Origin of the sequence: Stutzerimonas stutzeri (assembly GCF_024448985.1) — a bacterium.
Lineage (GTDB): Bacteria > Pseudomonadota > Gammaproteobacteria > Pseudomonadales > Pseudomonadaceae > Stutzerimonas > Stutzerimonas stutzeri_AP.
Genome location: NZ_JAMOII010000002.1, coordinates 493,764 through 519,779 on the forward strand (window position 1 = coordinate 493,764; position 26,016 = coordinate 519,779).

At 59.4% G+C, this 26,016-nt stretch carries 22 protein-coding genes; 14 read left to right on the top strand and 8 right to left on the bottom strand.

Translation table 11 applies throughout. The annotated features are described in order from the left end of the window. Positions 1-118: 118 nt before the first annotated feature. The 3 genes from rpmE (at position 119) to NA647_RS05125 (ending at position 2,588) form a co-directional block, all read left to right on the top strand. Positions 119-331, top strand: coding sequence for a 50S ribosomal protein L31 (gene rpmE, locus NA647_RS05115; RefSeq protein ID WP_256056697.1), 213 nt, complete (start codon positions 119-121; stop codon positions 329-331). Positions 332-354: 23 nt separating this feature from the next. Further along, entirely contained in the window at positions 355-1,149 is a 795-nt protein-coding gene (locus NA647_RS05120) for a thermonuclease family protein (RefSeq protein ID WP_256056698.1), read from the top strand. Positions 1,150-1,319: 170 nt separating this feature from the next. Next, complete coding sequence (locus NA647_RS05125; RefSeq protein WP_256056699.1) at positions 1,320-2,588, top strand: malic enzyme-like NAD(P)-binding protein; 1,269 nt, start codon at positions 1,320-1,322, stop codon at positions 2,586-2,588. A 150-nt stretch (positions 2,589-2,738) separates the two neighbouring features. On the opposite strand, the gene NA647_RS05130 is transcribed toward NA647_RS05125, so the two are convergent. Next, positions 2,739-5,180, bottom strand: coding sequence for a penicillin-binding protein 1A (locus NA647_RS05130; protein ID WP_256056700.1), 2,442 nt, complete (start codon positions 5,178-5,180; stop codon positions 2,739-2,741). A gap of 184 nt (positions 5,181-5,364) precedes the next feature. Here NA647_RS05130 and NA647_RS05135 point away from each other — a divergent pair, with 184 nt between their 5' ends. From NA647_RS05135 to hemE, 11 genes are all read left to right on the top strand, one after another. Beyond that, a complete protein-coding gene (locus NA647_RS05135; RefSeq protein WP_256056701.1) occupies positions 5,365-6,429 on the top strand; it encodes a type IV pilus assembly protein PilM in 1,065 nt (354 codons plus the stop codon). Further along, the gene (gene pilN, locus NA647_RS05140; RefSeq protein WP_256056703.1) at positions 6,429-7,001 is read left to right on the top strand and encodes a type 4a pilus biogenesis protein PilN; all 573 of its coding nucleotides are present in this window, start codon (positions 6,429-6,431) and stop codon (positions 6,999-7,001) included. Before NA647_RS05135 ends, pilN begins: the two co-directional genes overlap by 1 nt. Then, positions 6,998-7,621: a type 4a pilus biogenesis protein PilO gene (gene pilO / locus NA647_RS05145; RefSeq protein ID WP_256056704.1), complete on the top strand. Its 624-nt coding sequence runs from the start codon at positions 6,998-7,000 to the stop codon at positions 7,619-7,621. Before pilN ends, pilO begins: the two co-directional genes overlap by 4 nt. Further along, positions 7,618-8,145 (top strand): type 4a pilus biogenesis lipoprotein PilP, encoded by a 528-nt coding sequence (pilP, locus tag NA647_RS05150; RefSeq protein WP_256056705.1) that lies wholly within the window; start codon positions 7,618-7,620, stop codon positions 8,143-8,145. The genes pilO and pilP overlap by 4 nt, the downstream gene beginning before the upstream one ends. A 51-nt stretch (positions 8,146-8,196) precedes the next feature. Further along, positions 8,197-10,269 carry a type IV pilus secretin PilQ gene (gene pilQ / locus NA647_RS05155; protein WP_256056706.1) on the top strand — a complete coding sequence of 691 codons (2,073 nt, stop codon included), beginning with the start codon at positions 8,197-8,199 and terminating at the stop codon, positions 10,267-10,269. A gap of 7 nt (positions 10,270-10,276) precedes the next feature. Next, positions 10,277-10,822 (top strand): shikimate kinase AroK, encoded by a 546-nt coding sequence (aroK, locus tag NA647_RS05160; protein ID WP_256056707.1) that lies wholly within the window; start codon positions 10,277-10,279, stop codon positions 10,820-10,822. 23 nt (positions 10,823-10,845) lie between these two features. After that, positions 10,846-11,949, top strand: coding sequence for a 3-dehydroquinate synthase (gene aroB / locus NA647_RS05165; RefSeq protein ID WP_256056708.1), 1,104 nt, complete (start codon positions 10,846-10,848; stop codon positions 11,947-11,949). A 9-nt stretch (positions 11,950-11,958) separates the two neighbouring features. Continuing rightward, entirely contained in the window at positions 11,959-13,467 is a 1,509-nt protein-coding gene (locus NA647_RS05170; RefSeq protein ID WP_256056709.1) for an SPOR domain-containing protein, read from the top strand. 173 nt (positions 13,468-13,640) lie between these two features. Further along, positions 13,641-18,092: a glutamate synthase large subunit gene (gene gltB, locus NA647_RS05175; RefSeq protein WP_256056711.1), complete on the top strand. Its 4,452-nt coding sequence runs from the start codon at positions 13,641-13,643 to the stop codon at positions 18,090-18,092. A 111-nt stretch (positions 18,093-18,203) separates the two neighbouring features. Beyond that, positions 18,204-19,622 (top strand): FAD-dependent oxidoreductase, encoded by a 1,419-nt coding sequence (locus NA647_RS05180; RefSeq protein ID WP_131651794.1) that lies wholly within the window; start codon positions 18,204-18,206, stop codon positions 19,620-19,622. 173 nt (positions 19,623-19,795) lie between these two features. Continuing rightward, the gene (gene hemE, locus NA647_RS05185; RefSeq protein ID WP_256056712.1) at positions 19,796-20,860 is read left to right on the top strand and encodes a uroporphyrinogen decarboxylase; all 1,065 of its coding nucleotides are present in this window, start codon (positions 19,796-19,798) and stop codon (positions 20,858-20,860) included. A 108-nt stretch (positions 20,861-20,968) separates the two neighbouring features. Here hemE and NA647_RS05190 read toward each other — a convergent pair whose 3' ends face one another. The 7 genes from NA647_RS05190 to NA647_RS05220 form a co-directional block, all read right to left on the bottom strand. After that, positions 20,969-21,262, bottom strand: coding sequence for a hypothetical protein (locus NA647_RS05190; protein WP_256047799.1), 294 nt, complete (start codon positions 21,260-21,262; stop codon positions 20,969-20,971). A gap of 153 nt (positions 21,263-21,415) precedes the next feature. Further along, entirely contained in the window at positions 21,416-21,850 is a 435-nt protein-coding gene (locus NA647_RS05195; RefSeq protein ID WP_256056713.1) for an excinuclease, read from the bottom strand. Positions 21,851-21,895: 45 nt separating this feature from the next. Continuing rightward, the gene (locus tag NA647_RS05200) at positions 21,896-23,122 is read right to left on the bottom strand and encodes a beta-ketoacyl-ACP synthase (RefSeq protein WP_256056714.1); all 1,227 of its coding nucleotides are present in this window, start codon (positions 23,120-23,122) and stop codon (positions 21,896-21,898) included. After that, positions 23,122-23,850: a 3-oxoacyl-ACP reductase FabG gene (gene fabG / locus NA647_RS05205; protein WP_256056715.1), complete on the bottom strand. Its 729-nt coding sequence runs from the start codon at positions 23,848-23,850 to the stop codon at positions 23,122-23,124. Before fabG ends, NA647_RS05200 begins: the two co-directional genes overlap by 1 nt. Further along, entirely contained in the window at positions 23,847-24,299 is a 453-nt protein-coding gene (locus tag NA647_RS05210; RefSeq protein WP_256047803.1) for a hotdog family protein, read from the bottom strand. The genes fabG and NA647_RS05210 overlap by 4 nt, the downstream gene beginning before the upstream one ends. Continuing rightward, positions 24,296-25,483: a beta-ketoacyl-[acyl-carrier-protein] synthase family protein gene (locus NA647_RS05215; RefSeq protein ID WP_256056716.1), complete on the bottom strand. Its 1,188-nt coding sequence runs from the start codon at positions 25,481-25,483 to the stop codon at positions 24,296-24,298. The genes NA647_RS05210 and NA647_RS05215 overlap by 4 nt, the downstream gene beginning before the upstream one ends. Then, positions 25,480-26,013, bottom strand: coding sequence for a hypothetical protein (locus NA647_RS05220; protein WP_256056717.1), 534 nt, complete (start codon positions 26,011-26,013; stop codon positions 25,480-25,482). The genes NA647_RS05215 and NA647_RS05220 overlap by 4 nt, the downstream gene beginning before the upstream one ends. Positions 26,014-26,016 lie beyond the last annotated feature (3 nt).

Here is a 26,016-nt window from a genome sequence, read left to right on the forward strand (position 1 = left end):
CACTATATGAGGCGATCAGCTGTTCTTGCATCAGTACCGGGCTCTGGTATTATTCGCGCCCTTCCGTGCGGTACTCGACATAGGGTCGGGTGGCGGCACAAGTCCTAGAGGATTTTCCATGAAAGCCGATATCCATCCTAATTACGTTGAAATCAACGCTACTTGCAGCTGCGGCAACGTCATCAAGACTCGCTCCACGCTGGGCAAAGATCTGAGCATCGACGTCTGCTCCGAGTGCCATCCGTTCTACACCGGCAAGCAGAAAGTGCTGGATACCGGCGGCCGTATCGACCGCTTCAAGCAGCGTTTCGGTGTGTTCGGCGCCAAGTAAGCTGTCGCCGCGACGGGAATCCCATGAGGTTTTCCGAGCAATTGAAAAAGGCGTCCCTGGTGGGCGCCTTTTTCGTTTGTGTCATTTTCAGCCTGCAGGCGCAGGCGCTCTGTCCCGTCAGTGGTCCGCTGTCATCAGTAAAGGTGGCGACGGTCATCGATGGCGATACGTTGCGCCTGATCGATGGGCGCAACGTACGCCTCATTGGCGTGAATGCGCCCGAGATGGGCCGCAAGGGACGCAGCGCCGAGCCTTTCGCGGATGCGGCCCGGCAGCGATTGCAGGCATTGGTGAAAGCCAGCGATGGGCGGTTGGATCTGCGCCTCGGTCAACAGGCTCGGGATCACTACGGCCGGCTTCTGGCCCATGCCTTCAACGATCGCGGCGAGAACCTGGAAGCTGTGCTGCTGGCCGAGGGGCTGGGTTTCTTTGTGGCTATCGCGCCCAATAGCCTGTTGGCCGATTGCCACCGAACAGTAGAGCGTCAGGCCCGTTCCGCCGGCGAGGGGGTATGGCGCCGATCCCCGGTCATCTCGGCGGAGCGTATACGCCGTGGCGGTTTTGCGCTGGTCCGCGCGCGTGTCGATCGGCTGGAGGTGAATCGGGGTGGCGTCTGGCTGGAACTGGAGGGCCCGTTGGTCCTGCAGATTCCGCGCGATGCCGTTGCGGGGTTTGACGATTCATTGAAAGACCTGCCCGGCAAAGAGATCGAGGCGAGGGGTTGGGTGGTCGATCGCAAGGGGCGCGCGAATTTGTCGCAGCAGGCCCGCTGGTTGCTGAGAATAAGCCACCCAACGATGCTCGTTCCGTTGCCCTGACGAGCTTCCCGTGCGGTGCTGGATGGCATGGGAATTGTTGTTCCCCTGCCCCTGAATGTCGTAGAGCGAGCACTTGACAGTCAGCTTTTTTCATTGGGTTGTGACGGCGATCAGTCTTGGCGTATGCTCGGCGGCCTGTCTGTCCCAGAAAAAACAAGCGGAAATGCCCCATGACTGACCTGAAAACAGCCGCGCTCGAATACCACGCTAAGCCCCGTCCGGGAAAGCTGAGCGTCGAGTTGACCAAGCCCACTTCCACCGCTCGGGACCTGGCATTGGCCTACAGCCCCGGCGTAGCAGAGCCGGTACGAGAAATCGGCCGTGACCCGGAGCTGGCTTACCGATACACCGGCAAAGGCAATCTGGTCGCTGTGATTTCCGATGGCACCGCGATTCTTGGCCTTGGCAACCTCGGGCCGTTGGCATCCAAACCGGTTATGGAGGGCAAGGGTGTTCTGTTCAAGCGATTCGCCGGTGTTGACGTGTTCGATATCGAGGTCGATGCGGAAAGCCCACAGGCTTTCATTGATACGGTCAAACGCATCTCCATCACTTTCGGTGGGATCAACCTTGAAGATATCAAGGCGCCGGAATGCTTCGAGATCGAGCGCGCGCTGATCGAGCAGTGCGACATCCCGGTGTTTCATGATGATCAGCACGGTACAGCCATCGTTACCGCGGCGGGCATGCTCAATGCGCTGGAGATCGCCGGCAAAACGCTGGAGCAGGCCAAGATTGTCTGCCTCGGTGCGGGCGCTGCGGCGACTTCCTGCATGAAGTTGTTGGTGAGCATGGGCGCGAAGATCGAAAACATCTTCATGATTGATCGCAAGGGTGTCATCCATGCCGGCCGCGACGACCTGAACCAGTACAAGGCTGTGTTTGCACACGAAACCGACAAGCGCACGCTGGATGATGCGCTCGATGGCGCGGATGTCTTTGTTGGTCTGTCTGGCGCGAATCTGTTGAGTCCTGAAGGGCTCAATCGTATGGCGGCGAACCCGGTGGTGTTTGCTTGTTCGAACCCTGATCCTGAGATCAGCCCGGAACTGGCACGTGCGACACGTTCCGATGTGATCATGGCAACGGGGCGCTCGGATTACCCGAATCAGGTCAATAACGTGTTGGGCTTCCCCTTCATTTTCCGTGGGGCGCTGGATGTCCGTGCGTCGCGTATCAACGAGGAAATGAAGATTGCTGCCGCACTGGCCCTGCGCGACTTGGCCAAGCTGCCGGTTCCGGCTGAAGTAGCGGCCGCTTATGGCGTAGAGCAGCTGCAATTCGGCCGTGAATACATCATTCCAAAGCCGATGGACCCGCGCTTGATTACCCTTGTTTCTGATGCGGTCGCCAAGGCGGCAATCGAAAGTGGTGTGGCGACCCTGCCGTACCCGTCGAACTACCCGCTTAAGTCGGTCGATGACGTGTTCAATGCCTGACTAGGTTTGGCATGGCTCCGCTTTGGTGGGGCTTGCAGCTCTAAATAAAAAACCCCGGCTTCGGTCGGGGTTTTTTTGTGCTGCTTTTTAATGGAGAAGAATTGCCGTAAAAATCCTGAATAGCCCGGCCGCTGTCAAAGCTGAGTCATTCTAGAACAGGTCGATGGGTGCAGCTTCGGACGCAGGTAGCGGACTGCCAGGCAACGTGGAGCCTGGAATGATCTCGTCATCCATGTTGGGCGGTGAGTCTTCACTTCGAAATACTTCAAAATAGGCATCCGGTGTGTCCGGCGATGCCGCACGGCCGCTTTTTGGGTCGATCCGCAGTGTCAGGATTCCTTCGGGCTCGGCAGGTGCATGCTCGGGAGTGCCTTCCAGTACCGAGCTCATGTAGTCGATCCAGATAGGCAGCGCCACCGTTCCGCCATACTCCCGCCGACCAAGCGTTTGTGGCTGATCGAAGCCGGCCCAGACCGTTGTGACGATGTCAGCGTTATACCCGGAAAACCAGCTGTCCTTGGACTCGTTTGTGGTGCCGGTCTTTCCGGCGATATCGCTACGCCCCATGGCCAGCGCCTTTCGGCCTGTGCCGCGCTTGATAACGTCCTGCAGCATGCTGGTCATGATGTACGCGGTGCGCTCATCAATGATCTGCTCGGCATGCAGCGGTTGCTGCGTGTCTGGCTCCGATGCGCCCATCTGCGGAGCGTCGCTCTGAGCGTAAGTGATCACTTGCGCGTTACCGTCTTCCGCTTGAGCTGCGCTGCGTTGCGGCACGCGCACTGGATTTGCCTCGAATACCGTTTTGCCGTCTCGATCCTCGATCCGCTCGATCAGATAAGGTTCGATCTTATAACCACCATTGGCGAAAGCGGTCCAACCGATGGTGACTTCCATGGGGGTCAGGGTTGCGGTGCCAAGCGCGAGTGAGAGGTTCGGGGGCAGGTCTTCGCCTTTGAAGCCAAAGCGCTTGATGTAGTCAACCGTGTAGGGAATGCCCAGGGTTTGCAGAAGGCGAATCGAAACCAGATTTCGCGACTTGTACAGGGCTTCGCGCAGGCGTATCGGCCCTAAAAAAGTGTTGTTGTCATTCTTTGGGCGCCAAACGCGATCGAGGCCTTCCTCGACGAAGACGATTGGTGAGTCGTTTACCAGGGTTGCGGGGGTGAACCCTGCATCCAGTGCTGCGCTGTAAACGAAGGGCTTGAAGCTGGATCCAGGTTGGCGTTTGGCTTGGATAGCGCGGTTGTAATTGCTTTGGCCAAATGAGAAGCCACCGGTCAAGGCTTCGATAGAGCCATCACGAGGGTCGATAGATACTAGAGCGCCTTGTACTTGAGGCACTTGGGTGAACAGTGTTTCATCACCCCTGATGCTGACGCGGATCACATCCCCAACGTTTACTACATTCGATGGGGTTTTCGGTTGCGGCCCAAGGCTGTTGCTGTTGATGAAGGGACGTGCCCACTTCATGCTCTCCCATCCGATGCTCCGCTCGCTGCCGTCACGAAGGATGACCTTGACCGCGTCTTTTGAAATCGCACTGACTACAGCGGGTAGCAGGCCGGACTGGCTGCGATAAGTGCCCAGTTCTTTCAACCATTCTTCACGATCTGTTCCTGCCAGCTGAGCTTCCGGACCACGATAGCCGTGACGCTGGTCGTATTCGATCAAGCCCTGCGTTAGAGCCTTATTGGCGGCAATCTGGCGCTCGCTGGTTGTAGTGGTATACACGCGGAAACCGTCGGTATAGGCTGCGCTGCCGAAGCGGCCCACCATTTCAGCGCGCGCCATCTCGGCTATATAAGGGGCGTCGAGTTCGGGTGAGGAGCCGTGATAGGACGCGTCGACAATTTCTGCCAGTGCTTGTTGGTAGCGCGTCTCGTCGATTCTTCCAAGTCGATACATCCGGCCCAGGATCCAGTCACGCCGCTCCTTGGCGCGTTCAGCGTTGGCCAGTGGGTTGAACGCCGAAGGTGCCTTGGGTAGCCCCGCGATCATGGCCATTTGCGCGAGGCTCAGCTCGTTCATTGACTTGCCATAGTAGACGTGGGCCGCGGCCTCAATGCCGTAGGCGCGATTGCCTAGATAAATTTTGTTCACGTACAGCTCGAGAATTTCATCCTTGCTCAGCTCTCTTTCGATCTGGAGCGCAAGGAGTATCTCGTTGATCTTGCGCGAAAAGCTCCGCTCGCTGGTAAGGAAGTAATTTTTCGCGACCTGCATGGTAATGGTACTGCCGCCGGTCTGAATCTGGCCGGTTTTCAATAATTGCGTGGCAGCGCGCATCAGGCTTTTCACGTCGACGCCATAATGGTTAGCGAAGTTGTCGTCTTCGGCGGCCAATAGCGCGGCGATAAAGTCTTTGGGTATTTCGTCGAAGCCGATGGGGGAGCGACGCATTTCGCCATACTCGGCGATCAGCTTGTTGTCATTGCTATAGACGCGCAGCGGTATTTGAAGCTGAATGCTGCGCAGCGATTCGACCGACGGCAGGTTGGGGCTGAGATACAGGAAAGCGCCACTCAAGCTGAGCAAAAGCCCGCAGAAAATAGCCAGGCACGACCATAGGAAAAACTTCAGAAAACGCATCGGGGTTCTTTGAATCCAGGGTGGGGAATGAGGTGTAAGTCGCAGACGATGCTGAAAGGAAAAACCGTTCACATTATAAGCGGTTTTTTTGCCGGGGAGCCATTTGCGCTTCTGTCAAGGCTGTTATCTAATGCGGGCAAATATAATTAATCCGTAAGTGGCGGATAAAGATAGGAAATCGGCCGTGCTAGGGCTCTTCACTAAGAAAGCGAACACGCTGCTTGGCATCGACATCAGTTCGACGTCCGTCAAGCTACTCGAATTAAGCCGTTCAGGCTCCCGATATAGGGTTGAGTCCTATGCGGTCGAACCGCTTCCGCCAAATGCCGTGGTGGAAAAGAACATTGCTGAACTCGAAGGTGTAGGTCAGGCGCTGACTCGGTTGTTGGCCAAGGCCAAAACCGGAGCCAAGTCGGCCGCCGTAGCCGTTTCCGGCTCGGCAGTCATCACCAAGAGCATCGAGATGGAAGCCGGATTGTCTGATGACGATCTGGAAAATCAGCTGAAGATCGAGGCGGACCAATACATTCCTTATCCGCTGGAAGAGGTCGCGATCGATTTCGAAGTACAGGGTGCTGCGCCTCGTTCTCCTGGACGCGTCGAAGTACTTCTGGCCGCGTGCCGTAAGGAGAACGTGGAGATTCGTGAGGCGGCGCTCGCTCTAGCGGGATTGACGGCCAAGGTCGTTGATGTCGAAGCCTATGCGCTGGAGCGTTCTTACAATCTATTGGCGCCCCAATTGGGCGCTGGTCATGATGAGCTGACAGTGGCGCTCGTGGATATCGGCGCGACCATGACCACGCTGAGCGTGCTGCATAACGGTCGCACCATTTATACGCGCGAACAGCTATTCGGTGGTCGCCAGCTCACCGAGGAAATCCAGCGTCGTTACGGTCTTTCGATGGAAGAGGCCGGCCTGGCCAAAAAGCAGGGAGGCCTTCCAGACGACTATGACAGCGAAGTGTTGCAACCGTTCAAAGAGGCGGTTGTTCAGCAGGTTTCACGCTCGCTGCAGTTCTTCTTCGCTGCTGGGCAGTTCCATGATGTGGACTACATCCTTCTAGCAGGCGGTACGGCTTCAATCCCCGGACTGGATCGGTTGATTCAGCAGAAAATCGGAACTCAGACTTTAGTCGCCAACCCTTTTGCCGATATGGCTTTGAGCGGCAAGGTCAATGCGGGTGCACTGGCTAGTGATGCGCCATCGCTGATGATTGCCTGTGGGTTGGCCTTGAGGAGTTTCGACTGATGGCCCGGATCAACCTTTTACCTTGGCGAGAGCAGCTTCGTGAAGAGCGTAAGCAGCGCTTTCTGGTTTCCCTCGTCGGCGTTGCAGTCCTGGCGGCGGGCCTGCTGTTTCTCGCCGATCAATACTTCAATCACGCCATCGAGCGGCAGAACGCGCGGAACGAGTTCGTCCGCAAGGAGATCGCCGTACTGGATGCGCGAATCGCCGAGATCAAAGAGTTGCGTGAGCGTCGGCAGCAATTGCTCGAACGTATGAAGATCATTCAGGACCTGCAGGGCAATCGTCCCATCATTGGCAGGGTGTTCGATCAACTGGTACGTACGCTTCCCGATGGCGTGTATTTCACCGAGCTGAAAATGACCGGCAAGAACATCGCCATCGTTGGCGGCGCAGAATCCAATAACCGGGTCTCAAACCTGATGCGCAATTTGGATGGATCTGAATGGCTGGAAGCGCCAAACCTGAACGAAGTGAAGGCTGTCACTGCTGGTGCAGTGGATCAAGAAAACATGTTCCAGCTAACGGTGCAGCAGACGCAGCCGGCCGCAGCTGCTGAAGGAGATAAGCCATGAGTCTGGCTAGTTCTCTGGAAAGCCTGCGCAGTATCGATCTTGCCGACCTGGATATGAATAATCTGGGCTCGTGGCCCGCCGCGGCGAAGGTTATCGCCGCGATACTGCTGATGGTTCTGTTGCTCGGAGGGGGCTATTACTTCCATCTCAGCGATCTGCAGGCCGGGCTTGATCAGCAGAGGGCCCAAGAGGAGACCCTGAAGCAGCAGTTCTCTTCGAAAGCGTTCCAGGCTGCAAATCTCGAGGCTTACAAAGCGCAGATGGTGGAAATGGAGGCGTCGTTTGGCGCGTTGCTGCGCCAGCTGCCCAGCGATACCGAAGTCCCAGGCTTGCTTGAAGACATCACCCATACCGGTTTGGGTAGCGGACTCGAATTCGAAGAAATCAAGCTGCAGCCAGAAGTTACCCAGCAGTTCTACATCGAACTGCCGATACAGATCAAAGTGGTAGGCGGTTACCACGATCTTGCGACCTTTGTCAGTGGAGTGGCGAGCCTGCCGCGGATCGTCACTCTGCATGACTTCGCAATCAAGCCGCTCAGCAAGGATTCGTCTTCCAAATTGCACATGAGCATCCTAGCCAAGACCTACCGCTACAACGACAAGGGGCTGCAGAAATGAATGGAGCCCGAAATATCGCGCTGGGACTAGGTCTGGTTTTGCTGACTGGCTGTGGTGTCAGCGGCGACTTCGAGGATCTGCGCGCCTACATGGACGACGTGCGGGCTAAGCCGAAAGGAACGATCGAGCCATTGCCGGCGTTCTTGCCATACGAAGCCTTCACCTATAGCGCGGCATCGCTGCGGCACCCATTCCAGCCGCCGATGAAGATCGATCTGACCCAGCGGCAAAAAGGGTCGAAAGACATTCGGCCTGACGAGACTCGCATCAAGCAGTTCCTCGAAGAGTTCAATATCGAAAACTTCGTCATGGTCGGAACATTGACCAACGATGCCGGGAGATATGCCTTGATCAAAGGTGGTGACGGGGTTCACCGAGTCAAGGTCGGTGACTATCTGGGGCGCAACCATGGCCGTATCGTTGATATCAGCGAAGCCGAGGTGGATGTGCTCGAAATCGTTCCGGACGGAGAGGGTGGTTGGCTTGAGCGCCCGCGGAGCCTGACCTTGAAAGAGCGCTCTTGAGTCATGGCAAAAATGGAAAACCTTTACCGGTCTGCACAACGGAATCCTTCTATGAATACCACTCTCTCTCGTCTCGGCTTGTCCCTGCTGGCGGCGATGATTTCGCCCGCGCTGTTGGCGGCGAACCTCAATGCACTCGATGTTGCTTCGCTGCCCGGTGACCGCGTTGAGCTGAAACTGGCCTTCGATGAGCCAGTGCCCACCCCGCGGGGCTATACGCTCGACCAGCCGGCGCGGATCGCGCTCGACCTGCCAGGTGTTTCCAGCAAGCTGAAATCCAAGAACCAAGAGCTTGGTGTCGGTAATGCCCGCAGTGTGACCGTAGTCGAGGCCCAAGGTCGCACGCGCCTCATCGTAAACCTCACATCCTTGGTGCCTTATTCGACTCGGGTAGACGGAAACAATCTGTTCGTCGTGCTCGGCGAAAGCGGTGCAGCAGCCGCGGTTGTAGCGGCCGCTCCGGTGGCGCCGGTAATCAAGGCAAAATCGACCGACTCCGTGGCTGCGGGCAAGGCGATCAGTAATATCGATTTCCGTCGTGGGGAAGATGGAGCCGGTAACGTCATTATCACACTGTCGGACCCGTCGATCAGTCCGAGCATCGAAGAGCAGGGCGGCAAGATCCGCGTGTCATTCGCCAAGACGCAGCTGCCCGAGTCGCTTCGTGTCAGGCTGGACGTGCAGGATTTTGCTACGCCGGTCAAGTTCGTCGACTCCACTAGCAAGGCCGAGGGCGCAAACATCGCCATCGAGCCCAGCGGCCGTTACGACTATCTGGCTTACCAGACCGACGACAAACTGACCATCAGCGTCAAACCGCTTAGCGAATCCGACGCCGAGAAGCGCAAGGCCGAGCACTTCACCTATTCCGGAGAGAAGCTATCGCTGAATTTCCAGGATATTGATGTCCGCTCGGTTCTCCAGCTGATTGCGGATTTCACGGACCTCAACCTGGTCGCCAGTGATACCGTGCAAGGCAACATCACGCTGCGTCTGCAGAACGTGCCATGGGATCAGGCGCTGGATCTGGTGTTGAAAACCAAAGGGCTCGACAAGCGTCAGGTTGGCAACGTGCTGCTGGTAGCGCCAGCGGACGAGATCGCTGCACGTGAACGTCAGGAGTTGGAGTCGCAGCGCCAGATCGCTGAGCTGGCACCTCTACGCCGCGAGGTCGTGCAGGTCAACTATGCCAAAGCTTCTGATATTGCCAGGTTATTCCAGTCGGTCACCGACACTGATGGAGCCAGTGGAGATCGTGGTTCGATCGCTGTTGACGACCGCACGAACAACATCATTGCCTACCAGACTCAGGAACGGTTGGACGAGCTGCGGCGCATTGTGGCTCAGCTTGATATTCCGGTGCGTCAGGTGATGATCGAGGCACGCATCGTTGAGGCCAACGTAGATTACGACAAGAGCTTAGGTGTTAACTGGCGCGGTGCAAGAGTTGGCGATAACAATTTCGTCATAGGGGGGGCTGGTGGCAACAGGGTTGGAGCCACGGGTAACCCGGCCGATGCTTTAGGGACATTTGTTGACCTTGGAGCTACTGGGGCTACGACAGGAATCGGTATTGGCTTCATCACCGACAACACGATTCTAGACCTGCAGCTATCGGCGATGGAGAAAACTGGTAACGGCGAAGTTGTGTCGCAGCCGAAAGTCGTCACAGCAGATAAAGAAACAGCAAAAATCCTAAAAGGGTCTGAGGTCCCTTATCAAGAAGCCAGCTCAAGTGGTGCGACGAGCACCTCTTTTAAAGAGGCTGCACTTTCGTTGGAGGTTACTCCGCAAATTACGCCCGATAATCGCATCATCATGGAAGTTAAAGTTACCAAGGATGAGCCTGATTTTTCCCAGGTCGCGAGTACTGGAGGTGTGCCCTCGATCCGCAAAAATGAAGTTAATGCGAAAGTTTTGGTGACTGATGGCGAAACCATCGTCATTGGTGGTGTTTTCTCAAACACGCAAAGCAAGTCTGTAGACAAGGTGCCGTTCCTCGGCGATCTGCCTTTTGTGGGACGAGTATTCCGGCGTGACTTTGTTCAAGAGCGAAAGTCGGAACTCCTTGTATTCATCACTCCTCGGATCATGAATAATCAGGCGATTCAGGCCAGTCGTTAAGCAATCAATGTCCAATATCATCCTTGTAGGCCCGATGGGGGCTGGCAAAAGCACCATCGGGCGCTTGCTCGCCAAGGAGCTTCGCCTGCCTTTTCGGGATTCCGACAAAGAGATTGAACAACGCACGGGAGCAAGCATCCCGCTGATATTCGATGTCGAGGGAGAGCAGGGCTTCCGTGAAAGGGAGCACGTTGCTATCAAGGAATTGTGCCAGATGGACGGCGTCGTGCTGGCAACTGGCGGTGGTGCGGTGCTCCGAGTGGACAATCGTCAGGTGTTATGTGCTGGCGGGCGGGTGATTTACCTCTGTACCTCCGTTGAGCAGCAGCTCGACCGCACCTCTCGGGACCGCAACCGTCCGCTGTTGCAAACACCAAATCCCCGCGAGATTCTCACCAATCTGATGGCTGTGCGGGATCCGCTGTACCGTGAAATCGCGGACGTTGTGGTCCAGACGGATGAGCGCCCCCCACGCCTGGTTGTGGTGGAGATCATTGGGCAGCTTCAAGCTCTAGCGCCTCGTGAAAGCCAGGGTCGATCTGCGCTATCCTAGCTCCCTTTAACCGTGGGGCCCCTATGCAGACTCTACATGTCGATCTCGGCGAGCGAAGCTATCCGATATTCATTGGCGAGCAGCTCATCGATCGCGGTGATCTGTTGTCCCGTCACATTCGTGGCAAGCAAGTTGCGATCGTCACCAACGATACCGTTGCGCCGCTTTATCTTGACCGGCTTTCGCGCAGTCTCGCTGATTACTCGGTCACTTCCGTGGTCCTGCCAGACGGAGAAGCGTACAAAAACTGGCAAACTCTGCAGTCGATTTTCGATGCTTTGCTGACGGCCAGGCATGACCGCAACACCACGGTCATCGCGTTGGGTGGCGGGGTCATAGGCGACATGGCCGGTTTTGCAGCCGCCTGCTACCAGCGTGGCGTTGATTTCATTCAAGTCCCGACGACATTGCTGTCCCAGGTCGACTCGTCCGTTGGGGGCAAGACGGGCATTAATCACCCGCTCGGCAAGAATATGGTCGGCGCCTTCTACCAGCCGCAGGCGGTGCTGATCGACACCGCGACCTTGTCGACCCTTCCGCCGCGCGAGTTGTCAGCCGGCCTGGCTGAAGTGATTAAGTATGGCCTGATCTGCGACGAACCGTTCCTGGGGTGGCTCGAAGATAATATCGACTCGCTTCGAAGACTTGATCAGGCGGCGCTTACCGAAGCTATACGGCGCTCTTGTGCGGCGAAGGCCAGGGTTGTGGGTGCGGACGAGCGGGAGTCAGGTATTCGCGCCACGCTCAATCTCGGCCATACCTTCGGGCATGCCATCGAGACTCAGCAGGGCTACGGCGTGTGGTTGCATGGTGAAGCCGTATCGGCGGGTACGGTCATGGCCCTCGAAATGTCGCGGCAACTCGGGTGGATTTCCGTCAATGAGCGTGACCGGGCCGTACGTTTGTTGGCGCGCGCCGGCCTGCCTGTAATACCGCCAGTCAATATGAGCGCTGCGGATTTTCTACAACACATGGCGGTCGACAAGAAGGTTCTGAACGGGAAGTTGAGGTTGGTGCTGCTCAAGCGTTTGGGAGAAGCCGTAGTAACGGGTGACTTTCCTCGTCAGATGCTGGAAGCCACATTGAACGTCAACTACGACGCGTTTGCCCAAGCGTCGAACATTTAAGAGATGTCCATGACCAGTTTGTCTGCTGACGATTCCTACCTGAACCATTACGGCTTCAGTCACGACCCTTTCGCCGCTCGTGTGCCAGGCTTCAAGTTCTTTCCTGCTCAGCGCAAGCCCGTGTTGGGGCAGCTGCATCACCTGGCCCGCTATAGTCAGTTGCTGTTGGTGGTAACGGGCCCGGAAGGAAGCGGCAAGACGCTGGTGCGCCAGGCGCTCGTTGCGAGCAGCAACAAGCAGGCGGTTCAGAGCGTGGTCATTTCACCGCAGGACACCCTCGATTCCAATCTCGTCCTGCAGCAGATCGCGCAGGCGCTTGGCAGCCAGCGGGCCGACTTCGATTCGATCATGGCGCAGATCATTCAATTAGCGCTCACCGGGCAAGAGGTCTATCTGCTGGTCGACGACGCTGAGCGGCTGACGGGCGCTGCGGTTGAGACACTGTTGCGATTGGCCCAGGGTAACCCCGAAGGCAGGCCGCATGTCTTTCTGTTTGGTGAACAAGCCTTGGTGGCGCGCCTGGAGGCGCTGGTCGAAGGTGAGGAGCGCTTTCATGTGATCGCGCTTCAGCCGTACGAAGAAGACGAGACCCGTGAATATTTGGCGTTGCGCCTGGAAGGTGCCGGGGGCACGCTGAAGTGCTTCAGCGAAGACCAGTTTTTGCGAATCCATGAGCATTCCGGTGGCTGGCCTGGTGCGATAAATCAGGTGGCGCGCGACGAGCTCGTCGATGCCATGCAGCAGTCCAAAGCGAGTCGGAAGTCGACTGGCTGGAGTCTGCCGCTGCCCATGAAGCATCTGCTGGCTTTGGCGGCGGTCGTTCTTGTCGTCGTCATTGCGTTGTTCATGCGTGACTCCAACGAGCAATCAGTGGCTCCGGCCACGACCAGCTTGCCGCTCGATGCAGGGGGCGCTGCGGAAACGGGTTCGCCGAAATCACCTACCCAGGAGCCGGGCGGTGAAAGCCCGGCCGATGTCGTTCAGTCCGTACCTGATCAGCCAATCGTCCGCGAACCTCTTGCCGCTGCCGGCGGCCTGGAGTCGGACAGTTCACCGGTCCTGATTGAGGAAGAGCCCGCAATCGTCAGCGAGCCGTTACGCAATACCGCGCCAGTACCTGCGGCTGCCGATAGCGCCACGATCCAGCGCCCTGCGGTTGAACCCGCTCCGCCAGTCGAGACGCCTCGGGAGCCGGTGCAGCCGGCGGTCGCGAAGCCTGATGCGCCTGCCTCTACGGCGAACTGGTACGCCAATCAGCCCAAAACCAACTACCTGATACAGGTGCTGGGGACACGCACCAAAGGCAACGCCGAGGCGTTGGTTAAACAGCACGGTGAAAGCTACCGGTATTTCGTCAAGCAGCATGAAGGCAAGCCGCTATACGTGGTTACTTATGGCTCTTTTTCCAGTCGAAATGCAGCGCTTGAAGCCATTAAGACTCTGCCTGCCTCGTTGAGGTCGGGTAAGCCGTGGGCGCGGAGTTTCGCTAGCGTGCAGCAAGAGATTCGAGCTCGCTGAAACTCGCCCCAAAAAGGTGCGCAATGCACCTTTTTGGGGCTTGCAAAAAAAAATTGTGTCGTTCTAGCCGGCTTTGTAAACTGCTCCCCCTTTTGCCCACGTGTATGACGGGGTGGTTCCGTGCGCCGTCAATAAGGGGTTGATTTACAACGTATTTAGCTGGTGGAGTGCCTATGAGAGCAGGTCTTTTTCGTCCTGAAGAGTTCAAGGATAACTGCGGCTTCGGTTTGATCGCCCACATGCAGGGCGAGGCAAGCCATCACCTGCTTCAAACCGCCATTCAATCCCTCACCTGCATGACTCACCGCGGTGGCATCAACGCCGACGGTAAAACCGGCGATGGCTGCGGCCTGCTGATGCAGAAGCCCGATGGCTTCCTGCGAGCCATGGCCAAACAGCATTTTGATGCAGACCTACCGGCGCTCTATGCCGTCGGCATGATCTTTCTTAGTCGGGACGCGGCCAAGGCCGATGCGGCCCGCGCCTGCTTCAACGAACAGATCGCCGCGCAAGGGCTGACCTTGGTCGGCTGGCGTGAAGTTCCGGTCGATACCAGCGTTTTGGGCCGCCTGGCGTTAGAGCGTCTGCCGCGTATAGAGCAGGTGTTCGTTTCGGCTGAAGGCATGTCCGAGCGCGACTTTGGTATCAAGCTGTTCTTCGCGCGCCGACGTGCCGAAGTTGCGCTGGCTGCCGACAGGGAATTCTATGTTTGCAGCTTTTCCGACAAGGACATCATCTACAAAGGTCTGATGATGCCGGCTGACTTGGCGCAGTTCTATCCCGACCTCGGCGATGAGCGTCTGGCGACCGCCATTTGCGTGTTCCATCAGCGTTTCTCCACCAACACGATGCCGCAGTGGCCGCTCGCTCAGCCGTTCCGCTTCCTGGCCCATAACGGCGAAATCAACACCATCACCGGTAACCGCAACTGGGCTCAGGCGCGTCGCCTGAAATTTGCCAACGAATTGCTGCCGGACCTGGAAAATCTCGATCCGCTGGTCGTCAACCGCACCGGCTCCGACTCGTCGAGCATGGATAACATGCTGGAGCTGCTGGTCACCGGCGGCATGGATCTGTTTCGCAGCCTGCGCATGATCATCCCGCCGGCCTGGCAGAATGTCGAAACCATGGACCCGGACCTGCGCGCTTTCTATGAATACAACTCCATGCACATGGAGGCATGGGACGGTCCGGCTGGCGTTGTACTTACCGATGGCCGCCATGCGATCTGCCTGCTCGACCGCAATGGTCTACGTCCGGCGCGCTGGGTCACTACCACCAATGGCTACATCACGCTGGCTTCGGAAGTTGGCGTGTGGGACTACAAGCCCGAGGATGTCATCGCCAAGGGCCGCGTGGGACCAGGCCAGATTCTGGCCGTCGATACCGAAACCGGGCAGGTGCTGCATACCGACGACATCGACAATCGCCTGAAGTCGCAGCATCCCTATAAAAAGTGGCTGCGTCAGAACGCGCTGCGCATCCAGTCGACCCTGGACGATAACGATCACGGGTCGGCGTTCTACGATGCCGATCAGCTCAAGCAGTACATGAAGATGTTCCAGGTTACCTTCGAGGAGCGTGACCAGGTGTTGCGCCCGCTGGCCGAGCAGGGCCAGGAGGCGGTCGGCTCCATGGGCGATGACACGCCGATGGCGGTGCTGTCGCGTCGGGTGCGCTCGCCGTTCGACTATTTCCGTCAGCAGTTCGCGCAGGTCACCAACCCGCCGATCGATCCGCTGCGCGAAGCCATCGTGATGTCGCTGGAAACCTGTCTGGGTGCAGAGCGCAACGTCTTCGAGGAAACCGCCGATCACGCCAACCGTGCGATCCTCACCACGCCGGTGATCTCGCCGGCCAAATGGCGGACCATCATGGAGCTCGACCGTCCGGGCTTCGAACGTCAGGTGATCGATCTCAACTACGAAGAATCGCTCGGGCTCGAAGCGGCGGTGCGCAACATTGCCGATCAGGCCGAAGAGGCGGTGCGCGGTGGTAAGGTGCTGCTGATCCTGAGCGATCGCCATATCGCGCCGGGCAAGTTGCCAGTGCATGCCTCGCTGGCGGTGGGGGCTGTGCACCATCGGCTGATCGAGACCGGACTGCGCTGCGATTGCAACATTCTGGTCGAGACCGCGAGTGCTCGCGATCCGCATCAATTCGCCGTGCTGATCGGCTTCGGTGCTACGGCGGTCTACCCTTTCCTCGCTTACGAGGTACTGGGCGATCTGATCCGCACCGGCGAAGTGCTGGGCGACCTTTATGAGGTGTTCAAGCACTACCGCAAGGGCATTTCCAAGGGACTGCTGAAAATCATCTCGAAGATGGGCATCTCGACCATTACCTCGTACCGCGGGGCCCAGCTGTTCGAAGCCGTGGGGCTGGCGGACGAAGTGGTCGATCTCAGCTTCCGTGGCGTTGCCAGCCGTATCAAGGGCGCGCGCTTCGTCGATCTGGAAGCCGAACAGAAAGCGCTTGCGGCGCAAGCCTGGAGCAGTCGCAAGCCGATCCAGCAGGGCGGTCTGTTGAAGTTCGTTTATGGCGGTGAGTATCACGCCTACAACCCCGACGTGGTTGCGGCACTGCAGGTTGCCGTGCAGCAGGGTGATTACAGCCGTTTCAAGGAATACACCGCGCTGGTCGATCAGCGTCCCGCGGCCATGTTGCGTGACCTGCTCAAGCTCAAGGTCTCGGAACAGCCGCTGGCGCTCGAAGAAGTCGAACCGCTGGAGCAGATTCTCAAGCGCTTCGATTCGGCCGGCATCTCGCTCGGCGCGCTGTCTCCCGAAGCGCATGAGGCGATCGCCGCAGCAATGAACCGCATTGGCGCGCGCTCCAACTCCGGCGAGGGCGGTGAAGATCCGGCGCGCTACGGCACCGAGCGCAGCTCGAAGATCAAGCAGGTGGCGACAGGCCGCTTCGGTGTCACTCCGGAGTATCTGGTCAATGCCGAGGTGCTGCAGATCAAGGTCGCGCAAGGTGCCAAGCCCGGCGAAGGCGGCCAGCTGCCCGGCGGCAAGGTCAACGGTCTGATCGCCAAGCTGCGTTATGCAGTGCCGGGCGTCACGCTGATCTCACCGCCGCCGCACCATGACATCTACTCGATCGAAGATTTGGCTCAGCTGATCTTCGATCTCAAGCAGGTCAACCCGACCGCGCTGGTCTCGGTCAAGCTGGTCGCGGAGCCGGGTGTCGGGACCATTGCCGCTGGCGTTGCCAAGGCCTACGCCGACCTGATCACCATTTCCGGATATGACGGTGGCACCGGTGCTTCGCCGCTGACCTCCATCCGCTATGCCGGCTCGCCATGGGAACTCGGGCTGGCCGAAACCCATCAGACCCTGCGCGGCAACGACCTGCGCGGCAAGGTCCGGGTACAGACCGATGGTGGTCTGAAGACTGGCCTCGACGTGGTCAAAGCCGCCATTCTCGGTGCCGAAAGCTTTGGCTTCGGCACGGCACCGATGATTGCGCTGGGCTGTAAGTATCTGCGCATCTGCCACCTGAACAACTGCGCCACCGGCGTCGCCACGCAGAACGATCAGCTGCGCAAAGATCATTTCATCGGCACAGTCGACATGGTGGTCAATTTCTTCACCTTCGTCGCCGAGGAAACCCGCGAGTGGCTGGCGAGGCTCGGTGTACGCAGCCTGCAGGAGCTGATTGGCCGTACCGACCTGCTCGAAGTGTTGCCAGGCGAGACCACCAAGCAGAACCATCTGGACCTGACGCCGCTACTCGGCAGCGATCACATCCCTGCCGATAAGCCGCAGTTCTGTGAGGTGGAGAAGAATCCGCCGTTCGACCAGGGGCTGCTGGCCGAACAAATGGTCAAGCTCGCTCGCGCGGCCATCGACGCCAAGAGCGGCGGCGAGTTCGAGCTGGACATCTGCAACTGCGACCGTTCCATCGGTGCGCGTGTGTCCGGTGAAATTGCTCGAGTGCATGGCAACCAGGGCATGAAGGATGCGCCGATCACCTTCCGCTTCAAGGGTACGGCGGGCCAGAGCTTTGGTGTCTGGAACGCAGGCGGTCTGAACCTGTATTTGGAAGGCGACGCCAACGACTATGTCGGCAAGGGCATGACCGGCGGCAAGCTGGTGGTCACCCCGCCGAAAAGCAGCGTGTTCGAGTCGCAGCTGTCGGCCATCGTCGGCAATACCTGCCTCTATGGCGCAACCGGCGGCAAGCTGTTCGCGAGCGGTACTGCCGGTGAGCGTTTCGCCGTGCGTAACTCCGGTGCGCATGCGGTGGTGGAAGGCACAGGCGATCACTGTTGCGAATATATGACTGGCGGCTTCGTCTGTGTTCTTGGCAAGACCGGCTATAACTTCGGCTCCGGCATGACAGGCGGTTTCGCCTATGTGCTCGACATGGACAACAGCTTCATCGACCGCGTGAACAACGAGCTGGTGAACCTGCAGCGCATCACCGGTGAGGCGATGGAGGCGCACCGTAGTCATTTGCAAGAGGTGCTGCGCGAGTACGTTGCCGAAACCGGCAGCGCATGGGGCGCGAAGTTACTAGAGGATCTCGATGACTACCTGCGGCGCTTCTGGCTGGTCAAGCCGAAGGCGGCCAACCTGGCATCGTTGCTCTCGACCACCCGAGCGAATCCACAATAAAAGCAGCTCCAAGCCGCAGGCCTCAAACCACGAGTGGTGCGAGGCGCGGCTCCGTGATCGTCTTTGCGGCTTGTAGCTTGAGGCTCGCCGCTGCTGTTAAGAGGTTTTGAAATGACTGAACGTCTGAATAACGACTTCCAGTTCATCGAGGTCGGGCGTAAGGATCCGAAGAAAAAGCTGCTGCGTCAGCGCAAGAAGGAGTTCGTCGAGATCTACGAACCCTTCAAGCCGCAGCAGGCCTGCGAGCAGGCTCATCGCTGTCTGGGTTGCGGCAATCCCTATTGCGAGTGGAAGTGCCCGGTCCACAACTACATTCCCAACTGGCTCAAGCTGGTCTCCGAGGGCAACATCCTCGCCGCCGCCGAGCTGGCGCATCAGACCAACACGCTGCCGGAAGTCTGCGGCCGCGTTTGTCCTCAGGACCGCCTGTGCGAAGGCGCCTGTACGCTGAATGACGGTTTTGGTGCGGTCACCATTGGCTCAGTTGAAAAGTACATCGCCGACACCGCGTTCGCCATGGGCTGGCGTCCCGACATGTCCAAGGTCAAGCCGACCGGCAAGAAGGTCGCGATCATTGGCGCCGGTCCGGCCGGTCTTGGTTGTGCTGACGTGCTGGTTCGCAGTGGCGTGACGCCGGTGGTCTTCGACAAGAACCCCGAGATCGGTGGTCTGCTGACCTTCGGTATTCCCGAATTCAAACTGGAGAAAAGCGTCCTTAGCCGTCGCCGCGAGATATTCGGCGGGATGGGTATCGAGTTCCGGCTGAACACCGAAGTGGGCAAGGACATCAGCATCGAACAGCTGCTGGCCGACTACGATGCCGTGTTCATGGGCATGGGTACCTACACTTACATGAAGGGTGGCTTCCCCGGCGAAGACCTGCCCGGAGTGCATGATGCGCTGGACTTCCTGATTGCCAACGTCAACCGCAACCTCGGTTTCGAAAAGTCCCCAGAAGACTTCGTCGACATGAAAGGCAAGAAGGTCGTGGTGCTCGGCGGTGGCGACACGGCCATGGACTGCAACCGCACTTCCATTCGCCAAGGCGCCAAGAGTGTGACCTGTGCCTATCGGCGTGACGCGGCGAACATGCCGGGCTCGCGCAAGGAAGTGAAGAATGCCAAGGAAGAGGGCGTGAAATTCCTCTTCAACCGCCAGCCCATCGCCATCGTCGGCGAAGGCAAGGTTGAGGGCGTCAAGGTGGTGGAAACCCGTCTCGGCGCGCCGGATGCTCGCGGTCGCCGCAGCCCCGAGCCGATTCCGGGGTCCGAGGAAGTGCTGCCAGCCGATGCGGTAGTGATCGCATTCGGTTTCCGCCCGAGCCCGGCCGACTGGTTCGAAGGTCAGGGCATCCAGACCGACAATCAAGGGCGTGTCGTGGCGCCGGAGATCGGCCAGTTCAAGCACCAGACCAGCAACCCGAAGATCTTTGCGGGCGGCGACATGGTGCGCGGCTCCGATCTGGTGGTGACGGCGATCTTCGAAGGCCGTCAGGCGGCTGAAGGGATTCTCGACTATCTGGAAGTCTGAAACGCAGCTGGAAGCCTGAAGCAAGACTGCTTTGGGCTTCGGCCCACGCTTCCAGCTAGCGCTTAAAGCACGCCTGACTTGAATCAAGCCCATAGACAAAAGGCACGGCGCTCGCCGTGCCTTTTGTTTTGTGCTTTGCGACAATGCCGCCACTCTTTTGCTGGAACCCAGACATGACTGCCTTGAAGAACGATCGCTTCCTCCGCGCCCTGCTCAAGCAACCTGTCGACGTCACCCCGGTGTGGATGATGCGTCAGGCCGGACGCTACCTTCCGGAATACCGGGCCAGTCGCAGCAAGGCGGGGGACTTCATGAGCCTGTGCATGAATCCCGAGCTGGCCTGCGAAGTCACGCTGCAGCCGCTGGATCGCTATCCGCTGGACGCCGCCATTCTGTTTTCAGACATTCTTACCGTGCCGGACGCCATGGGTCTGGGTCTGTACTTCGAAACCGGCGAGGGCCCACGCTTCAAGAAAGTCGTCAGCAGCCTGGCCGACATCGAGGCGCTACCGGTTCCAGATCCGGAAAAGGATCTGGGCTATGTCATGGACGCAGTGCGCACCATTCGCCGCGAGCTCAACGGTCGCGTTCCGCTGATCGGCTTTTCCGGCAGCCCCTGGACGCTGGCGACCTACATGGTCGAAGGCGGCTCCTCCAAGGACTTCCGTAAGTCAAAGGCTATGCTTTACGAGAATCCGCAGGCCATGCATGCGCTACTCGACAAGCTGGCGCAGTCGGTGACTAGCTACCTCAATGGCCAGATACTGGCCGGCGCGCAAGCGGTGCAGATCTTCGATTCTTGGGGCGGCAGCCTATCTGCCGCGGCCTATCAGGAATTCTCCCTGGCTTATATGCAGAAGATCGTCGATGGCTTGATCCGCGAGCATGACGGTCGTCGCGTCCCGGTGATCCTCTTCACCAAGGGCGGCGGGCTGTGGTTGGAATCCATGGCTGACTCGGGCGTCGAGGCGCTGGGTCTGGATTGGACATGCGATATCGGCAACGCGCGTGCTCGCGTGGGTGACAAGGTTGCCCTGCAGGGCAACATGGACCCCAGCGTGCTGTATGCCAAGCCTGACGCAATCCGCGCCGAAGTGGGGCGTATCCTGGCCAGCTTCGGCCATGGCGAAGGCCACGTGTTCAACCTGGGCCACGGCATCACGCCGGAAGTCGATCCGGCCCATGCCGGTGCCTTCATCGAGTCGGTGCACGAACTCTCGGCGCAATATCACGGCTAAGCAGATATGAGCTGCAAGTCATGAGCTCCAAGTAAAAGCAGGAAAAGCTTGGCGGCATTGCGGTGCCAGCCAAGCTGAACCACTTGCACCTTGCAGCAGTGAAGCCTGTCAAGGCTGCTGATAGTGTCCTGGCGTGGTGCCCGGCTCATGTTCATGAACCAGCCGGGTTACGCGGATATCAGTAATGCCCACGACCTCGGCCTGCCGTAGCAACTCGGTTTCTTCAGCATCCGCATCGGGCATGACCAAGCTATTTTCGGCATCGGCATTGTGGTGCTCGATCAGACGCCGGGCCGCCTCGCCCTGGGAGAGGCTCTCCTCTTCCGATTCGATGATTTGAGCGCGTGGGTCGTTCTGAAAGATGTAATTGACTTCGAATTTATGCGACGAGTTACCGAACATGAGGCGGCTCCTGAAGTGATTGGCAGGTTCTGCTTCTGTTGACTTGTCGGTCAGCTATTCGTTCGCACGGAAGGATGGTTGCGGCGACAGCCGGAAGACCGCCGCGCCGCTGCAAAGCTGGAGCGCCCATTACGGTTGGTATGGGCGCGGTCACTATTTGACCTGGGCCAGATTACCCTTGAGGGCGACGCCAGCGATGAGCGCGCCAGCATGGCATTCGTACTTTTCGCTGTCCTTGTACTCGACGTGCTTGTAGTTGCTGGCGAGGTCCACCACCGCGTTGGCGCCGGCGGCCTTGGCGGCGCTCTGCAGATTGATCAGTGCTGACTGCAACACCCAGCGGCAGGCTTCTTCGTCGCTCTTGTTGAACGCGTTGGTCTTCTTGCTGGTGGTGACGCCGCTGCGGACGATCTTCGTCCCGGCCGGGCGCTTGGCGAGATAGAACTTCACGCTGCCGTCCAGTCGGCCCGCAGCGGTGGCTTCAGCGACCACTTCATCGAAGGGTAGATAGTGGACGGTGTCGCGGGCCTGGCTGATGCCGGGCAGAGCGCAGAGTACGAGCGCTGCGCCGATCCAGGTTTTTTTCATGTGCATTCTCCTTGCATTGTTTTTTGGTGTGAGGGGGAACGGCGATCAGACCCAGCGGCGGAAGATCAATGAGGTATTGATACCGCCGAAGGCGAAATTGTTGTTCATGACGTACTCGTGCTGCATGGTCCGCGGCGCGCCGACGATATAGTCCAGCTCGCCACAGCGCGGATCGATCTCGTCAAGATTGAGCGTGTGGATATAGCGGTCGCGGTTCATCATTTCGATACTGAACCAGGACTCCAGAGCCCCGCAGGCGCCCAGCGTGTGCCCGAAAAAACTCTTCTGCGAACTGATCGGCATACGCGAACCGAATAGCGCCTGAGTCGCGTGGGTTTCGGCGATGTCGCCCTGCTCGGTGGCAGTGCCATGGCCGTTGACGTAGCCGATGGCATCGGCTTGCAAACCCGCATCCTCCAGCGCCAGCTCCATGGCCCGGCGCATGGTCAGCTGTTCGGGTTTCGTCGCATGCTGGCCGTCGGCATTGCTGCCGAAGCCCACTAGCTCGGCATAAATGGTAGCGCCGCGGGCGAGGGCATGTTCGAGCTCTTCGAGCACCAGCATGCCGGCGCCTTCGCCGATCACCAGGCCATCACGGCCGCTGTCGTAGGGGCGTGGCGTGGTATGGGGCGCATCGTTTTTCAAACTGGTGGCATAGAGGGCGTCGAAGACCATGGCCTCGGTGGCGCAGAGTTCCTCGGCGCCACCGGCGAGCATCAGCGGCAAGCGCCCGTACTTGATCGCCTCGTAGGCGTAGCCAATGCCCTGGCTGCCGCTGGTACAAGCGCTGGATGTAGGAATCACCCGGCCGGTCAGGCCGAAGAAGATGCTGATATTGGCGGCCGTGGTGTGCGGCATCATGCGGATGTAGGAGTTGGCGTTGAGGCCATCGGCGACCGAATTGAGCAGCATGTTGCCGAAGGCCTTGATTTCTTCGGTGCTGCCGGTGGAAGAGCCGCAGGCGACGCCCATGCGCCCGTCACGAATGCTCTGATCGTCGAGCAGCCCCGCTTGCTGCAGGGCCTGCTCAGCGGCTTTTACCGACAACCGTGAGACGCGGCCCATGCTGCGCAGTTGCTTGCGCGTCCAGTGCGAGGGCACGACGAAATCATCCACCGGGCCGGCCAAGCGGGTATTCAACTCGCTGAAACGGTCCCACTCGTCCATGCGCCGGATGCCGCTGCGGTTGGCATTGAAGTTGGCCTCAATGGACGCCCAGTCGCTGCCCAGCGAAGTGATGCCGGCCATGCCGGTGACGACGACGCGTTTCATCAGCACAGCCCGCCATTCACGGCTAGGACCTGACGGGTGATATAGCCTGCCTCATCCGACATCAGGAAGTTCACGGCTCCGGCGACCTCCTCGGGCGTTCCCATGCGCTGGGCGGGGACCATCTTGAGCATCTCCTCGATGGGCAGGTGTTCGTCGAGCATGTCGGTTTCGATCAGTCCTGGTGCGACGCAGTTGACGGTGATCCGGCGCTTGCCCAGCTCCACCGCCAGCGCCTTGGCCGCGCCGATCACCCCGGCTTTGGAGGCACTGTAGTTGACTTGGCCGCGATTGCCGATCAGTCCCGATACGGACGTGATGCAAACGATTCGGCCCGGCTGGCGCCGACGGATCATTGGCATCGTCAGCGGCTGCAGCACGTTGAAAAAGCCGTCCAGATTGGTACGCAACACCTGATCCCAATCGTCTTCGCTTAGCGCCGGAAAGGCGCCGTCGCGGGTCAGACCGGCGTTGCAGACTACCCCGTAGTAGGCGCCGTATGACTCGATATCGGCCTCCAGCCGCATGCGGCATTGAGCACGGTCCGCAACGTCGAACTGCAGGATGCGCGCCTGACGTCCCATTGCCTGGATTTGCGCTTGCACGGCTTCGGCCTCGTCACGCCGGGCGCGGCAATGCAGGACGATATCGTGGCCGCTCTGGGCCAGACGCAAGGCGATGGCACGGCCAATACCACGGCTGGAGCCGGTGACGAGAATGGTTTTGCTCATGGAGTGGGCTCTTGAAGATAGCTCGCCACCTCGGGCGGGCGAAACACGTTGAGACGCGCCTCGGCATGGATATCGGGCCCGTCGAGATGGCATTCGAACACGCCCATGCCGTTGTCATCCTGCAGTGAGCGCAGCGCACGGATGCGCAGCGTGACGCCAGCCGGAAAGTGTTCGACATTGCATTGATAGTTGCGAGTGCCGAGCAGGAAACCCAGCTCGACCGGCAGCCCGGCCAGGCGTGACTGACAGCCGGCGAACGCGGCGACGGCCTGCGCCATGATTTCCACGCCGACCCAGGCCGGCAGATTGCCGTCGGGCAGATTGAGCAGACCGGTGGGCTTCACTTGCAGGCTGGCCTCCAGGCTTTCCGCGTCGAAGGCTTCAACCGCATCGAGCAGAATCATGTTGCCGGCGTGGGGCAGCAGTTCGGCGATTGGCCAGTCGATCATGACGCGTCTCCGAGTATCAGGCTGATGTTGTTGCCGCCGAAGGCGAAGGAGTTGCTCATCATCGTTCGCCGGCCCGCCACGGCCATGGTCGTACCGTCGGTGACCAGATTCAGGCGCGGCAAGTCGGCATCCTGCTGGTTGTCCCAGCGATGCGGTGGCAGCAGGCGTGCGGGATTGCCATCGGACAGCGCCAGCCAGCAGAGCGCAGCTTCCAACGCCCCGGCGGCGCCCAGAGTGTGCCCGGTAAGCGGCTTGCTTGAAGAGCAGGCCACACCGCCCGGAAATACCGTGTCCACCGCCAGACTTTCCATCGCGTCGTTGTGCCGGGTGGCGGTGCCGTGCAGATTGAGATAGCCGATCTGCTCCGCCTGGATCGATGCACTGGCAATCGCCTTGCGCATGGCCTTGATGGCGCTCAGCCCTTGCGGATCGGGGGCGGAGATGTGGTGGCCATCGGAGCTGGCACCACCGCCGAGCAGGGCGATAGGGGCTGGCTCGCGGGTCATTAGAAATACGGCCGCGGCTTCGCCGATATTGATCCCGTCGCGGTTGGCCGAAAACGGATTGCAGATGCGCTCGCTGATCGCCTCCAGGGCGCTGAAGCCCTGCAGCGTGAGGTCGCAGAGGGTGTCCACGCCGCCGCAGATCACCGCATCGCAGATCCCTGCGTCCAACAGGCGTTTAGCGCTGAGCAGCGCGCGTGCGCTCGAGGTGCAGGCGGTGGAGATGGCGTAACTCGGACCGCTTAGCTGCAGCCGTTCGCTGAGAAAGCTCGCCGGGGCGCAAAGCTCCTGATGGCCGTAGTGGTAGCTGGCCGGAAGTTGTCCGTCGCGAGTCAGCTCGGCGATGCCCTGGCTGGCTTCTTGGATGCCGGTGGTGCTGGTGCCCATGACCACGCCGATACGCGCAGGACCGAAGCGGGCTATGGCTTCATGCAGCTCGGTCTCGATCTCCTCGACAGCGGCCAGCAGCATCTGGTTGTTACGTGTCGCATGGCGCTGCGGGCAATCGCCGAGAGAAGGCAGCTCGCAGGTGACGGCACCGACCGGAACGCGCCGGCCGACAACCGGCTGCGGATGCGGCTGCATGGCTGAACCGTCACCTGTCAGCAGCCGTCGGGTCACCTCGGCCTTACCGCGACCCAGCGCGCAGATCACCCCGAGGGCGTTCAGGTAGGCGGTCATTTCTGGCGGGCTCCGGTAGCTGTCGCAATGGGGGCGACACCATAGGTCAGCGCCGACCCTACGTCGAGATCGAAGCGATCGTTCTCCCGATACCGGACATGCCATGCCGACAACGTATCGCTTGCCAGTGATCGCCCGTCCTGCTGCGGGCTCCAAGACGTATCGGAGTACAGGTCGTCCAGCTGATCGGCGGGCGTCAAGGCGAACAGCAGGGCAGCGAACAGCTCGCGCGCCTCGGCATTGGGCGGTAGCAGACCATCCGCCCGCCATTGGCCATCGACCAACAGCTGGCGCGCCAGGGGAACGCCCAGCGGATCGAGCAGCGACCAGCGCAAGGCAGCGCCTTCCTGCTGGATCACCAACCGCCAGGTACGCACGTCATCCTGGCTCCGGCGCTCGATGTGCAGCTGTAGCGGCAAATCGAGTCGTGGCATCTGAGTCGGCAGCGGCGCGCGTTGAGCGCAGGCGCCAAGCATCAGTGCCAGCGACAGCCAGACCAGGCAGCGCGCGTGACGGTTCAGCACATTCATGCA

Bases quoted from the DNA above. Each gene is read 5' to 3' on its own strand.
- NA647_RS05125 (WP_256056699.1), top strand. From the start codon at position 1,320: ATGACTGACCTGAAAACAGCCGCGCTCGAATACCACGCTAAGCCCCGT.
- gltB (WP_256056711.1), top strand. From the start codon at position 13,641: ATGAGAGCAGGTCTTTTTCGTCCTGAAGAGTTCAAGGATAACTGCGGC.
- NA647_RS05120 (WP_256056698.1), top strand. From the start codon at position 355: ATGAGGTTTTCCGAGCAATTGAAAAAGGCGTCCCTGGTGGGCGCCTTT.
- pilP (WP_256056705.1), top strand. From the start codon at position 7,618: ATGAATGGAGCCCGAAATATCGCGCTGGGACTAGGTCTGGTTTTGCTG.
- NA647_RS05180 (WP_131651794.1), top strand. From the start codon at position 18,204: ATGACTGAACGTCTGAATAACGACTTCCAGTTCATCGAGGTCGGGCGT.
- rpmE (WP_256056697.1), top strand. From the start codon at position 119: ATGAAAGCCGATATCCATCCTAATTACGTTGAAATCAACGCTACTTGC.
- fabG (WP_256056715.1), bottom strand. From the start codon at position 23,850: ATGAGCAAAACCATTCTCGTCACCGGCTCCAGCCGTGGTATTGGCCGT.
- NA647_RS05220 (WP_256056717.1), bottom strand. From the start codon at position 26,013: ATGAATGTGCTGAACCGTCACGCGCGCTGCCTGGTCTGGCTGTCGCTG.
- NA647_RS05195 (WP_256056713.1), bottom strand. From the start codon at position 21,850: ATGAAAAAAACCTGGATCGGCGCAGCGCTCGTACTCTGCGCTCTGCCC.
- pilQ (WP_256056706.1), top strand. From the start codon at position 8,197: ATGAATACCACTCTCTCTCGTCTCGGCTTGTCCCTGCTGGCGGCGATG.
- NA647_RS05190 (WP_256047799.1), bottom strand. From the start codon at position 21,262: ATGTTCGGTAACTCGTCGCATAAATTCGAAGTCAATTACATCTTTCAG.
- hemE (WP_256056712.1), top strand. From the start codon at position 19,796: ATGACTGCCTTGAAGAACGATCGCTTCCTCCGCGCCCTGCTCAAGCAA.
- aroK (WP_256056707.1), top strand. From the start codon at position 10,277: ATGTCCAATATCATCCTTGTAGGCCCGATGGGGGCTGGCAAAAGCACC.
- NA647_RS05200 (WP_256056714.1), bottom strand. From the start codon at position 23,122: ATGAAACGCGTCGTCGTCACCGGCATGGCCGGCATCACTTCGCTGGGC.
- NA647_RS05170 (WP_256056709.1), top strand. From the start codon at position 11,959: ATGACCAGTTTGTCTGCTGACGATTCCTACCTGAACCATTACGGCTTC.
- aroB (WP_256056708.1), top strand. From the start codon at position 10,846: ATGCAGACTCTACATGTCGATCTCGGCGAGCGAAGCTATCCGATATTC.
- NA647_RS05130 (WP_256056700.1), bottom strand. From the start codon at position 5,180: ATGCGTTTTCTGAAGTTTTTCCTATGGTCGTGCCTGGCTATTTTCTGC.
- pilN (WP_256056703.1), top strand. From the start codon at position 6,429: ATGGCCCGGATCAACCTTTTACCTTGGCGAGAGCAGCTTCGTGAAGAG.
- NA647_RS05210 (WP_256047803.1), bottom strand. From the start codon at position 24,299: ATGATCGACTGGCCAATCGCCGAACTGCTGCCCCACGCCGGCAACATG.
- pilO (WP_256056704.1), top strand. From the start codon at position 6,998: ATGAGTCTGGCTAGTTCTCTGGAAAGCCTGCGCAGTATCGATCTTGCC.
- NA647_RS05215 (WP_256056716.1), bottom strand. From the start codon at position 25,483: ATGACCGCCTACCTGAACGCCCTCGGGGTGATCTGCGCGCTGGGTCGC.